11 protein-coding genes are annotated in these 12,448 nt (G+C 45.1%); 2 read left to right on the top strand and 9 right to left on the bottom strand.

Translation table 11 applies throughout. The annotated features are described in order from the left end of the window. Positions 1 to 375: 375 nt before the first annotated feature. A complete protein-coding gene (locus tag ACE3T3_RS12905; RefSeq protein WP_374667564.1) occupies positions 376 to 654 on the top strand; it encodes a hypothetical protein in 279 nt (92 codons plus the stop codon). Between the two features lie 159 nt (positions 655 to 813). Here the strand turns inward: ACE3T3_RS12905 and ACE3T3_RS12900 are convergent, their stop codons facing one another. The 9 genes from ACE3T3_RS12900 to dsbD all read right to left on the bottom strand — a co-directional run bounded on the left by ACE3T3_RS12900 (position 814) and on the right by dsbD (position 11,663). Continuing rightward, positions 814 to 1,545 carry a 5'-nucleotidase, lipoprotein e(P4) family gene (locus tag ACE3T3_RS12900; protein ID WP_374667562.1) on the bottom strand — a complete coding sequence of 244 codons (732 nt, stop codon included), beginning with the start codon at positions 1,543 to 1,545 and terminating at the stop codon, positions 814 to 816. 191 nt (positions 1,546 to 1,736) lie between these two features. Beyond that, entirely contained in the window at positions 1,737 to 2,324 is a 588-nt protein-coding gene (gene pnuC / locus ACE3T3_RS12895) for a nicotinamide riboside transporter PnuC (RefSeq protein ID WP_374667560.1), read from the bottom strand. Positions 2,325 to 2,337: 13 nt separating this feature from the next. After that, positions 2,338 to 4,509 (bottom strand): TonB-dependent siderophore receptor, encoded by a 2,172-nt coding sequence (locus tag ACE3T3_RS12890; RefSeq protein ID WP_374667558.1) that lies wholly within the window; start codon positions 4,507 to 4,509, stop codon positions 2,338 to 2,340. Between the two features lie 204 nt (positions 4,510 to 4,713). Beyond that, the gene (locus ACE3T3_RS12885) at positions 4,714 to 5,880 is read right to left on the bottom strand and encodes a phosphotransferase enzyme family protein (protein ID WP_374667556.1); all 1,167 of its coding nucleotides are present in this window, start codon (positions 5,878 to 5,880) and stop codon (positions 4,714 to 4,716) included. Positions 5,881 to 6,222: 342 nt separating this feature from the next. Continuing rightward, complete coding sequence (locus ACE3T3_RS12880; RefSeq protein WP_374667554.1) at positions 6,223 to 6,915, bottom strand: GntR family transcriptional regulator; 693 nt, start codon at positions 6,913 to 6,915, stop codon at positions 6,223 to 6,225. Positions 6,916 to 7,137: 222 nt separating this feature from the next. After that, positions 7,138 to 7,581, bottom strand: coding sequence for an Sbal_3080 family lipoprotein (locus ACE3T3_RS12875; protein ID WP_374667552.1), 444 nt, complete (start codon positions 7,579 to 7,581; stop codon positions 7,138 to 7,140). 517 nt (positions 7,582 to 8,098) lie between these two features. Then, on the bottom strand, positions 8,099 to 8,845 hold the full coding sequence (dsbG, locus tag ACE3T3_RS12870) for a thiol:disulfide interchange protein DsbG (protein ID WP_374667550.1): 747 nt from the start codon (positions 8,843 to 8,845) through the stop codon (positions 8,099 to 8,101). A 17-nt stretch (positions 8,846 to 8,862) separates the two neighbouring features. Further along, complete coding sequence (locus ACE3T3_RS12865; RefSeq protein ID WP_374667548.1) at positions 8,863 to 9,705, bottom strand: prolipoprotein diacylglyceryl transferase family protein; 843 nt, start codon at positions 9,703 to 9,705, stop codon at positions 8,863 to 8,865. Further along, on the bottom strand, positions 9,702 to 11,663 hold the full coding sequence (gene dsbD, locus ACE3T3_RS12860; protein ID WP_374667595.1) for a protein-disulfide reductase DsbD: 1,962 nt from the start codon (positions 11,661 to 11,663) through the stop codon (positions 9,702 to 9,704). Before dsbD ends, ACE3T3_RS12865 begins: the two co-directional genes overlap by 4 nt. Before the next feature lie 117 nt (positions 11,664 to 11,780). Here dsbD and ACE3T3_RS12855 point away from each other — a divergent pair, with 117 nt between their 5' ends. Next, positions 11,781 to 12,443, top strand: coding sequence for a response regulator (locus ACE3T3_RS12855; protein ID WP_374667546.1), 663 nt, complete (start codon positions 11,781 to 11,783; stop codon positions 12,441 to 12,443). Positions 12,444 to 12,448 lie beyond the last annotated feature (5 nt).

Below are 12,448 nucleotides of genomic sequence, written 5' to 3'. Positions count from 1 at the left end.
ATGCAGAACATTTTTCTAAATAATTGAAGCATATTGTTAAAACTCCTGTTTAATTTTATGAGTCGCTTCTTGAATATTTCATCCTGAAATATCCGGGCTGCATAAAAACAGCCACCATTATTTATTAACATATTTTTCTTTTTAGTCAAATATCATTCATCTGAATTTTACCAATTTTAAACCGAATAAATATCACACTTTTATTTCAATAATGATATTTAAATCACAAATTTATTGATTAAATTGAACCTTAAATCTATGATGCAGCAGAAAACAGGTTTTTATATTAAAAAAACCATATTTAAAACAACAATTTAAAAAATCAGCAGCACTGCGGATTGATGATAAAAACGTATACCATCTATTGAGTAAAACATGGCCGCCTATTTAATTAGTTTAGAACAGCGCACTAAACGTGAGTTTTCAAGCCTTGAAAAAAAGATCATTCAGCTCAGCGCTCATCCTCCTGTAATTCCGCTTAAAAATGCTTGGCTGTTGCAAACGGACTTAACAGCAGAACAAGTGCGCGATGAACTGTTGGTTCATGTACATGCCAAAGATGCGCTGCTTGTCATCCGAGTAGATGCAAACAATTGGGCTTCTTGGAATGTCCATAAAAATACGGAAGTTTGGCTGAATCAAGAAGCTGTTTAAATACATTCCGCTCAATATTTTCAGTCTTTGCTGATACTGCTGATTCAGGCGATGCAGTTTGCATTTTTTCGTCATAAGGCATAAAAAAACTGCAAAATAAAAAGAGCGGATTTCCCGCTCTTTTTTGTACTAGATCATAGCGCCTTAAAAACCTCAGCCTTATTTAGCTTCTGACCAAGCGCCATAGCTGACATTCGGCAGCACAATAAAGCGCTCACCAAATTTTTCTTTATTTTGAGCAACCGCTTCTGCCCGCTCTGCAGGTGTTTGATGGTTGCTGAACGCATCGGAAAAGTCATGCAAGGTATCGCCAAGCAGCAGCACAATCTCATAATCCTTGGCTGCCATCTGGCGGCGCTGCTCTTTTGATGTGCCGTACAGCAAAATTTGATCACTTTGCACTTGCGGCAGATTCAGCTGCTGCATCATGCGCATAGCAGAGGCGCGGTATTTTTCAGAGCGGTCAGAAATATAAAAAATTTTCACGCCCTGCTGATTAGCATAATTCAGAAAATCCAAGCTTCCTGGAATCAGCTTTGGCTGTCCAGACTGCTCCCACGCATCCCAAGATTTCCAATTGGTATAATCTTCACAGCGTTTCAGATCACTCACAAAAACATCGGTATTGTCTAAGACGGTTTCATCTAAATCGGTGACAACTGCAAGATTCTTTGCATCTGGATGTTCTTTTAAAATTTCCTGCAAACGGTGCGTTGCAATATTAAAAGCTTGCAGCTGCAGCGCCTGCACTTCTGCAGAACGGTTTTGAAATTTCAGACTCATGCCAAATTGCTGTACCGCAGCGCAGCTTGGCGCTTCTTTTGCCTGCAGCGGTACTGCAGAAAATACGGCAGTTGCCAGCAGCATGGCTGTTAAAGTCTGTTTCATCATTTTCGTGTTCAATTCTGTTTCATCCATCTATTTAAGGCAGTTTAAGGCAACGTATTGCTGTGCCTCAATGCTTAGCTTTGAGCCCTTGAACTGAATCGTTAATTTTCCAGTCTCTAGCATTTGACTCTGAGTTTTGAAATTTTGATGAGAACATAGCTTAAACCGCAAACATCTCATCAAGCTCATCATGTTCATCCGCCAAGAGACTGAATTTCAGCTTGCCGATCAGCCTTCCACTTCATCCTCCACATACGCCAGCCATTGAGCGCCAAGAGAATAAAAATAAAATATAAAAATGCAGTAAGGTTTAAAGACTTATGCAGATACATCAGCACATAAATCGCATCCAGCACGCACCACATGGCCCAGCTTTCAATGTACTTTTTCGCCGCCCAATAGCTGGCCACCAAACTGAACGACGCCAGCATTGAGTCCAGCCAAGGCAAAGACGCATGGGTATAGGTTGCAAACAGCATCCCTAAAAATAAACCGCCTGCAATACCGATCACCATGCTGCGCCCCAGCACTGCTTTATGCATATAGCCCGCATGCAGCGGCTCAGCGGCAGTGGCTTTCGACCAGCTGAACCAGCCGTAGATTTGCATGATGATAAACACGCCCTGCAGCGCAGCGTCGGCCAATAAATGCACTTGATAAAAAATAATCATATAGAGAAACACGGCAGCAATATTGACCAGCCAGCAAATGCGGTACTGCTTGGAGGTGAGCCAGACACCCAGCACATTCAAAATAAAGGCGGCGATTTCTAAATGAGACATCTTCTCTGCCTGCTTAGAAATTCAGTTTCAACGCCAGATTGGCGGTGCGCGGCGCGCCAAGGAACATGTAGCCATCGCCATCCGATTCACCGACGTCACGCCAGTATTGTTTATTAAACAGGTTATCTACATTCAAGCGCAGTTCTGCATCCGTTTTATTCCATTTAAAAGCATAGGCTGCGCCAGCATCAAATACGCTGTAACCGCCGACTTTGGCTGTGGCTTCACGGTTGGCATATTTGCTTGAGCTGTAGCGGCCGCCGGCTATCAGTTTTAAGCCCTCAACTTGCGGCAGATCATACGTGACAAAGCTGGCAACGCGGAATTTCGGCGCATTTTGCATTTGGTGCCCCGCATAGGCTGCATTCGAAATATCTTCCAAACGTGTGCGGGTGAATGCCATGCTGCTGTTCATGCTTAGGCGCGATGTGATATTGCCGGACACTCCAAGCTCTAAACCTCGGCTATGCTGTTCGCCCTCTTGAACAAAATAGTACTTATCATCTGCTGGATTTAAAGCGGTATATTGATTGTCCTGAAGCAAGTCAAACAGCGCCGCAGTAAAAAGGAACTGATTGATTTGCTGTTTATAGCCCAACTCATACTGTTCAGACTGAATCGGCGCCAAAATATCATCACCGTTCTCTGCATACCAAGCGGCAGAACGACCATCTGACAAACCTTTGGCATAAGACACATACACAGTTGCATCTTCGGCTGGGCTGTAGCTGAGCGCCAGCTGCGGCAGGAATTTATCTAAATTGGTGTCACGGGTTTGCACGCCTTTACGGCTATAGGCCTGTTCATCCAAATGAATCCATTTTCCGCCCAACAGCGCCGACCATTGTTCGCCAAATTCGATGCGGTCAGAAGCCGTGATCGCCCATTGCGAACTGTCCAGCGCTTTAGTACGTGCGCCGACTTGTTCTGTCGTTGGCTCAAAGTCGACAGTATCTTCATAGATATTGCCCACACCAATATACTCATTGACACGGTCAGAACGCTTGCGGGATTTATCCATTTGCGCCAGTTCAAGATTTAAATGATGCACAGTATTGGCCAATGACCATTGCCCTTGCAGCTGCGCTTTCAGCTGACGGGTGACATAAGTATCGTCTGGGTTTTGATAGTCATAAATATCATAATTGCCATTGGCGTCAAAACCATTGCCTAAGCCGCTGTACTGGCAGACACTGCTGTAGCAGCCCCATGCAAATGTCGAGTAATCGTCAATTTTTACGCGGCTGTAGGCGCCAATCAGATTGGCCGTCCAGAGATCATTCAGGGCATAACTGTATTTTAGGCTGCTGTTGATGCTGTCCATGGTGACGGGTTTGCCCCAGCTTTGATAGGCCAGCAAGCGCTCTGGCTGTACATTTTGCGGCACTTTTCCATCCAGCAATTGATAGCCCGGCACAGAACGCTGCTGCTGGCGCTGCGCTTCAACATCAAACTGCAATGCAGACTGATCTGTGATATTCCAATCCAGCGCCAACGAACCCATATAGCGGTGGCCGCTGACATGATCGACATAACTGTTGATGCGCTCATCCACCAGATTGACCCGGTAGCCCAGCTGCTGTTCTGTTCCGGCAAAACCGCCGACATCTGCCGCTACCGAGAACTGGCCGTTTTCATCGGCATTGATACTGACCGCTTTCACCTCTTTTGGACGCTTGGTCACATAGTTCACCACGCCGCCCGGCGTTGACATGCCGCGTTGAATGGCTGAAATGCCTTTGAGAATTTCGACCCGTTCTTTATTTTCCAAAGACAGGTTTTGTTCCCCGCGCACCACATTGCCATTCAGCAGGTAGCTTGATCCTAAATCCAGCGCAAAGCCGCGCGATACAAAATTCGAGTAGTAGCCAATCGGTGCATAGCCGTCACCGACTGAGGCATCATTTTTCACAATATCCGCTAAAATCCGCGCATGCTGATCTTCAAGCAACTCCGCATTCAGCACCGTGATTGACGCTGGCGCTTTTTTGAGTTCTTGGGTGCCAAAACCTTCCAGCGCAACAGTATTTTTGTCTTGATCCGCCGCTTGCGACACGCTGACCACAATTGTTTCCAGCGTCTTAACCGTCTCTTCCGCAAAGGCTGCCGGCGCCCAGCACAGCTGTGACAGAACCGCAGCTTTGACTGCCAACACCAATGAATTTTGCTTAAATTGAAGATTCATGTTTAACCTTTCCGTTTTTCCCTAAAGCGCGGTGCATCAAGCGGCTCTGAACAGCGCTGATGGCTTGGCGATGAAATCGATAAAATTGTGAAATTGAATAACATCTGCGGCCTGCAGCGGCATTCTGCAGACCGTAGAATACAGCTCTGCAGCTCATCCAAGCAGGCTGAGTGATTAAAATAAATTTGAAAATGCATGGCATCATCATGGCTCAAGCATCCGATACGGCTGAATCAGCTGCGCCAGTTTTTGACAGAATTGCTGTCCTTGCGGCTGGAAGAACCAAGCGGTATGCGCAATCATCCAGTCATAATAGGCCGCATCGGCATGCTTGAAATTTTGAGTAATGCCCACGAAGTATTCCAATTCCGACAGGGCAAAATCACTATGCACAATTTTGATCAGCTCAGGCAGCATTTCCAGCGCTGAACTAAATCCTGCCTGCGCAATATAGGCCTGAACAAAAGCCGCTAAACCCGCTTCATCGATATACAGATCTGGGCCCTGCTCCAAGGCCAGCCAATCAATAAAGTTGCGCTCAATCGCCACCGCCAAATCATAAATGGCGCTGCAGCGGTCCGCTAAGCCAAAATCAATCACCATACTGATTTCTGCCGCATCACTCGAATCAGACCAGAGCAAGTTAGAGGCATGAAAATCGTTGTGTGTCCAAATTTTGGGCGCCTGCTGTATTGTGCGTTTAATCTTTTCATGCACAGTAGCCAGCTGGTTCAGCCATACGGAATCCAGCACCTTATCTGCAAAATATGCACTCAGCGCAGGACTGTTTTGAATGCGCTGCAGAATGGCCAAATGAATGTTTTCGCTTTCCAGCAAATCCTGATTTGAAATCAGCTGCTTGGCGCCTCGCCCCTGAGTGACTGGATAATACTTTGCCGCTAGATGCAGTTCTGCTAATTTTTTGCCTGCTTTTGCAGCATGCTCTGCATAGAAAAACGGTTTCCAAGAAATCTGATTAGCATAAGGATCTACACCATGTGCTTTTTCATGCACTTCATAGCTCCACTCTCCCAATTCCACTGCAGTTGCGCCATCATGCGCATGCAGAATTTGAGGTACCGCAATGCCTTGCGCATCCAAATAGCGGATCAGCTGATGTTCCTGCTGCAGATCTTGAACCCTGCGGAATAAACGGCTGCTGCGTTTGACAAAATAAACCTGTGCATCCACCTGAAGCAGCAGCGCGGCTGAAAATGGCCGCGGGCTGCGCCATAAAATAGTCTGCTGGCCTGATAATTGCGGATACAGCTGCTGCAGCTGGCATAGATCATGACTAGAAATATCCAGCCAGTCTTTGGTTTCCGGGTTTTCTCCCATGCCATGCCCCAGATTTGCGGTCTGCGCCATCATGCAGCCTCATCCAAATGCCGAGCCTGTTTAGGTGCCGTCAGCGGAGGCTTAAAAAAACTCAATGGCGCCAAGCCCAGCCATAGATTTCTGCTGTTACCGCAATATTGAGAACATTGAGCCATGCATCATCCCGCACCCATTAAAACAGTGCGAAATGTAGTAGATATAAGTGGTACATACCAATATTATTTACTGATCAAATTATTTTTTTAAACTATTTATTCGATGCATCATTATATTAATAGCTTATTTATTTTTTTAATTCCGCTTACATCATCTGCAAAATAAATCATCTGCATATTTGGAAGAATCCGCACTTCAGCCTATCGGCTCAATAACCGCTTAAACGATAATCTCCATGTTCATCTCTATTTTATCTTCTGGCCATATTTCTACATCAAATTCAATTACCTGATCATCAGATTTAGAAATCCGCTCAATGCGTATCGCAGTTTGGCTGGACGGAATTCCCAGCTGCTTGCCGTCAAATTCTTCGGCTGCGGTATTTTTAATTTTTAACCGGCTGCTGCTGTAACTCAATTGAAAATGCGTTTTAACCACATCTTCCACGGATGGAACAACATCAAAATCGAGGAAATTCGGAAATAATGCTGCAGGCAGATAATTATATTCCAGCAAAACTGGAACATGATCGGCATAGCGCAGACGGATAATCTCAAAAAAACCGTCCTGACTGATTTCAGGATCAAAAAACTCAGCGCCGGCAAAGGCGGCATCGACCAGTTTGGCGGAAATCAATTCCGTTTTAGCGCTAAAACCCTGCGCCTTTAAATAGCTGTTAAAGTTTTCAATCGATGCCGGGTAATACTGAATTTTTTTATTGCTGACAAACCAGCCGACATTTTGCACTTTGTAAATTTTGTCTTCAGCGCGCAGCTGCTCATAGGCTTTACGGATGGTCTCTCTGGAACATTGATATTTCAACGCCAAATAACGCTCCGATGGAATCAGCTGATTAGGAGCATATTGCTGCAGCTCCTGCCCAATCAAATCTCTGATTTCCATGTATTTCATGTTAAAAACCTATGCTGCTGTGAATGTGCATCAATTCATTCAAGGCATTATATCCTACAGCTTTATGCGGCTGAACCCCAGTCCAAATGCATTTGAGAGTTAAACGGCGCAGTGAGATGTTTCATCTGTGCAGTGCATGCAGGACTTACTGGTTTAAGGCCATTTCTCCCAAAATAATTGAAGACAAAAAGAAACCGCCATGCAGACGATAATCCTTAAAGCTTATTGGGCCTTATTCGAAGCAAGCAGCTGATCTACCAGCTCATCAATTTTAGTATCCGTACTGCGCCATTTATTTAAAGCCAAGCCGCCTTTCCCTCTTAATCTGAATTCAGCTTCTGAAACGGTTCGGCCATCCTTCATCAGCATGAACTTTGCATAGCTCATGTAGGTGACCACATCCCAAGTGCGCAGCGCAGTATAAGTCATTGTTGTTTCACACAGCACTGGTTTTGAGTTTTCAGGATATATGCGGGCATTGATATTATAGCGAGCAAAACTTCGAACAATTGATTGATCAAAACCTTGTATCGTGACTTTTGGATTATTGATCACACAAATTTGCTTTACTGACTGCGGCTGAAATCCATCATTGTGATTGACTTTAATGGATGTACAGCCTGTAAGCGCCAATGCAGCAAGGCCTAAACTGAATAATGTCTTCATCATTTACCCCTATTATAAGGGAGATAAATTAATCATTTTTCAATAAAAAAACTACTCTTTTGAGTGGCTTGCTTTAGCCGATTGCATAAATAAATGATCATATTCATTATTCATGCTGACACCGGTCTTTTGCGCTGTGAATGGCGGCGGGTGCAGCGGTACTGGTTCAGACCAATTCCTTATGCGCCCTCTTTCCCCAAAGCACATTGATATGGGCTGATTCGGTACCTGGAATTTTATAATTCCCTTTCTCTATATTCCCCTTAAAAGCATTCCGTTCACGAATATCAATAGTTGTTTAATTGATTAATAATCAATGTCATTTATTCGCAAGTACCTGAATGCAAAATCAGCAACTGCTTGAATATTTATTCGAAATTATATAGTTGAATGAGCAGTTAATGAAATGTTTGCACAGCCAAGCCATTGAATGTTAACCATCATTGATGATGATTAAATCAATATTTGAGCACTGCCCAGACAGTGCTCCTTGAATGGTTCTGTGAGTGATTAACTTTTACTTTTCAAAGACAGCCTTTAAATCACTTGGCATGCCCTGCGCAGACTGGAATGTTCCTGCGCTGTCGCGCCACGCCATGGATGGTGTAGAGAAAAAGCCATATTTCCCCATTAAGCTTTGGTTGAAATCTATTTTTTCAGCAATGCCTGCAGGAATGCTTGCCGCTGGTTTTAACGATTTTTGAGCTTTATTTAAATTAATGTCATGAAACATCGCTTCTGGATCTTTCGACAGCAATAAACTGGCGACTTGAGCGCGGCTTTCTTCACGAATAACACCGACTTGAATGTGACGCAATTGCACCTTACCTGACTCTACCCATGGACGCGCACTCTGCCAGAATTTATGGCAGTACGGACAGTTCGGGTCTGAAAACACATACACAATGCGGGGAGCATCTTTCTTGCCATCCTGAATCCAAGTTGAATTTTCAAGCGTTTTCCAGACATCATCTAAAATCGCTTTCTTCATATGGGTTTCAATGTACTGATTCGACAGGTTTTCCCCTTGAGCATTGTACAATTCGCCTTTGATGTAATTTTTTTGATCTTTAGAGATAAAAACCGTATTGGAATATTGATCTTCATGCCCGACCCAGCCAATGAGCCCCTCGGGTGCAGGAACTTGTTTGACAAATTTAAAACCTTCTTTTTCCAGCGTTTTCTGAATTTCATTGGCGCTGATACTGCCAGCACAGCTGCTGATTAAAGTTCCTAAAAATAACGACTTAAATAGATTATTCATCAAAATTTCCTGATCAATTAGGGATAGAGTTTATTCAAATATTGCTGCAGCATCGCAGGGGTCAGCTCGCCCATATGGCGTTCCAGCAGCCGGCCTTGCGCATCAAAAAATAGCGTACTCGGCAAACCGAACGTGTTCATTGCTGCAGGCATGTCCCCATTCGTATCTAGCAAGACATGTTTAAAATCAAATTGATGCTTTTTTAGATAGGCGCTGACGGCAGCACTACCCTCACTTTGGTTCAGCATAATAAATTGTACTTGGGGATACTGATTCTGTGCACGGGCCAGCACAGGCATTTCACGATGGCACGGCGGACACCAGCTCGCCCATAAATTCACCACTGCGGGCTTACCTTTAAAACTGCTGAGTGATGCTGGTCTTGCTGATACAGAACCATTTTCCTGCAAGGCGCTAAAATGCAAATCAGGATAATTCGTTTCCTTCTGTAATGTATTTTTCAGCAGCATGCCTGCGCCTGCAACGATAACAAAACTCAGCATGAGCACAACTTTAGCTTTGGTCATCAAATTGCGGTTTTTCCAAAAGAACCATGCACCGCCTGCGATCACACCTCCAATCAGATGAAAACCTTTATCTTGAATTTTGATCATATCGATGGGTGAGGCAGCATAAGCATCAATATTCAGCAAAACAAAAACGAGTCTTGCACTGATCAAACCAATCCAGACACTTGTCCAAATGGAATCTTGCAATTCGCTTTTAATACTCTCTGGCCAACCCAACCGCTGGCCCGCATATCTTGCAAAAAGCGCCATGACAGTTAACGCTGCAATTAAAATAATCAGCGTCCATGGCAGCATCAATGGCCCCAAATGCAAGGCTTCGCTTGAGATCATGGCTGTCCTCCATGTCCTAAACGGCTCAACAGCTGCGCAGCGCTGAATGTGCCTGTCAAACGCAAGTCACGCTGTTCCTGATGCGCCGCATCCAAGAAAATCATCGTCGGCGGGCCAAGCACCTGCCACTCTTTGAGCAAGATATCCTGACTTGCGTGATACTCCGTCAAATCAAGCTTAATCCTGGCAACATCAGCAAGCGCTGCTTGTACATCCGCACGGGGCATAACCTCTTTTTCAATGGGCTGACAGGCCACGCACCAATCCGCATAAACATCGATTAATACCCGCTGGCCTTTGACTTGTTCAAGAGCCTGTTCGAACTCATCTGCCGTGGTGACTTTTTGCCAAGCTAAGCGTTCAGAAGCTTGTGCCGTACTCAGCTGTGTCCATGCCTGCAGCAGATAATTGCCTGCAAAAAATGCCGTACCTAGGCTGAGCATGACCAAAAGCACTTGCACCATCCGTTTGGCCGTATACGGGCGCATCTTCAGTAAAATATATAAACTGAGCAGCAGCAACAGTACTGCCATCAACAATAAAAACAGCACACTTGGCAATAATGGACGCAGGAAATACACCGCCAGCAGCAGCATGACAAAACCGAAACTGAACTTCAGACGGTCCATCCATACCCCTGGTTTTGGCAAATACTGAGCGCCAAATACACAAGCAATAAATAACGGCAAACCAACACCCACACCCAGGACAAATAAATAGCTGGCCCCCATCCATGGATCAGGCAATTGCGACACAAACAGCAATGCTCCTGCCAAAGGTGCACTCATACATGGGCCGACAATCAGCGCTGCGATCATTCCCATAATAAATGAGCCGATAAAGGTTCCGCCTTTTTGGCGCTGCTGCCATTGGTCAAGGCGCTGCAGCAGGCCTTGCGGTAATGAAAATTGAAATGCGCCAAATAAATTCAAGGCAAAAGCCACAAAGAGCAGTGCAAAAATACCGATAAAGACTGGGTTTTGAAACCAGCGCTGGAAGTTATAGCCTAGCCCTGCCACAGCCAAGCCCATCAAGGCATAAATCAATGCCATCCCCAAGACAAACACGCCTGCAATGATGCCAGCCCGATAGCCGCGATGACGCTGCACTAAAATACTGGATAAAATTGGAATCAGCGGCAGAGAACATGGCAGGAATGCCAGTAACACACCTAAACCTAAGAAGATGATTAAATTCAAAGCAATATTTTGCGTTGAAAGCAGATTAAAAAAGAACTGATCATTATTCCAATCGGTTTGGCTGTTCAGCTGTGCCGCACTTGACGCTGCATCCGGTTCTGAACTTGCCTGAGTCATAAGAGCATGTTGCACTTCTGACGCACTGACATTTTGCACTTCGCTTAATGCCGCCGCTTCCGAAGAGGCGTTCTTGATGCGGTCTTCGGTTTCAGACTGCGGTTGGCTGGATTGGGGTTCAGCCGGTACAGCATCTGCCTTTTTCGGGATAGGCTCGACCGGTGCAGCTGCAGTTAATTGCGAGGCAGATGCTACCGAGGCGAGCAATGCCTTTTGTGCAGTGCCCTCCATTGCAGGCAATAAACCATCCGCATCGATGTGAATGGTGGTACGCTGAACTGGGTAACATAAGCCGCTTTCGGCACAGCCTTGCCACTCGATTTTATAACTCTGGTTGGGCAGCACCGAGACCGTCGTTTGCACCTGCCCATAATGCACATGGGTCATGCCAAAATTCGGGTCATCTTTCTCACTCGGACTCGGCAGTTTTAAAGACAGCGCTTTTCCGCTTTCAATGACTTTAAACTGATCATGATACAGATAATAGCCATTGGCGATTTTCCATGTCAGGGTTGCCTTGTCTTGAGCGGCAGATGCTGCCTGAAAGGCAAAAGCTTGATCGGGCGGTAAAAACCCAGCTGACGTGCTTTGCGCCGCCAGAGCGGTGAATATCCCAAAGAGTCCAGATAACCAAATCCGCATCATTAACTTAATTGTCACCATCAATATGAATATGCCTATTATGGAAAAGCCAAAATTAAGAGAGCATTAACAGAGGAAATCATTTATAAAATACAGCGATGATGATAGGAAAGCGTTATGTTTGTCATTTTGGTCGAAGATGATCCCTATATTGCTGAAAGCATTTGCGCAGCCTTGGACTACTTAAATATTTCAGTAGAGCATGTTAGCACTGCCCGCGATGCAGATTATTTCATGCGCCATAGCGCAGCCGATCTCTGCCTGCTGGATCTAGGCCTGCCCGACCAAGATGGTTTGACTCTGCTCAGACAATGGCGTCAAGATCAAATTCACACACCCGTTTTGGTCTTGACTGCGCGTTTGCAAACACAGCAATGTGTTGAAGCCCTGAATTTGGGGGCGGATGACTATCTGACCAAACCATTTGAGTTGGATGAGTTAATTGCCCGAATTCATGCCTTAAGCCGCCGTCACCGCGGTTTTTCTTCCAATCTGATTCAGTTTGATCACCTGATTCTGAATAAAGATACTCAAGAAGTCAGCTATCAGCATCAGCCTATTCAGCTGTCACGCCGTGAATATAGCCTGCTCGAAACACTGATGAGCCATCCCAACCAAGTGCTTAAAAATGAAGTCCTGCTCGATAAATTGTATGGTTTTCAAGACAGTATTGAAAGCAATGCGCTCAATGTGCATATTTACCATTTAAGGCAGAAATTACATGCAGACTATATTCAGACCATTCGCGGTGTCGGATATATGTTTAAAGTTCCTGAGTAGGCCCT

Source organism: Acinetobacter sp. (assembly GCF_041919735.1).
Classification (GTDB): Bacteria; Pseudomonadota; Gammaproteobacteria; order Pseudomonadales; family Moraxellaceae; genus Acinetobacter.
The sequence above is the reverse complement of the archived record's forward strand: the minus strand, read 5'-3'. Positions and strand labels throughout refer to the sequence as shown.

Excerpts from the sequence above, each read along its gene's own strand:
- ACE3T3_RS12905 (WP_374667564.1), top strand. The coding sequence starts at position 376 with ATGGCCGCCTATTTAATTAGTTTAGAACAGCGCACTAAACGTGAGTTT.
- ACE3T3_RS12900 (WP_374667562.1), bottom strand. The coding sequence starts at position 1,545 with ATGATGAAACAGACTTTAACAGCCATGCTGCTGGCAACTGCCGTATTT.
- pnuC (WP_374667560.1), bottom strand. The coding sequence starts at position 2,324 with ATGTCTCATTTAGAAATCGCCGCCTTTATTTTGAATGTGCTGGGTGTC.
- ACE3T3_RS12890 (WP_374667558.1), bottom strand. The coding sequence starts at position 4,509 with ATGAATCTTCAATTTAAGCAAAATTCATTGGTGTTGGCAGTCAAAGCT.
- ACE3T3_RS12885 (WP_374667556.1), bottom strand. The coding sequence starts at position 5,880 with ATGATGGCGCAGACCGCAAATCTGGGGCATGGCATGGGAGAAAACCCG.
- ACE3T3_RS12880 (WP_374667554.1), bottom strand. The coding sequence starts at position 6,915 with ATGAAATACATGGAAATCAGAGATTTGATTGGGCAGGAGCTGCAGCAA.
- ACE3T3_RS12875 (WP_374667552.1), bottom strand. The coding sequence starts at position 7,581 with ATGAAGACATTATTCAGTTTAGGCCTTGCTGCATTGGCGCTTACAGGC.
- dsbG (WP_374667550.1), bottom strand. The coding sequence starts at position 8,845 with ATGAATAATCTATTTAAGTCGTTATTTTTAGGAACTTTAATCAGCAGC.
- ACE3T3_RS12865 (WP_374667548.1), bottom strand. The coding sequence starts at position 9,705 with ATGATCTCAAGCGAAGCCTTGCATTTGGGGCCATTGATGCTGCCATGG.
- dsbD (WP_374667595.1), bottom strand. The coding sequence starts at position 11,663 with ATGCGGATTTGGTTATCTGGACTCTTTGGGATATTCACCGCTCTGGCG.
- ACE3T3_RS12855 (WP_374667546.1), top strand. The coding sequence starts at position 11,781 with ATGTTTGTCATTTTGGTCGAAGATGATCCCTATATTGCTGAAAGCATT.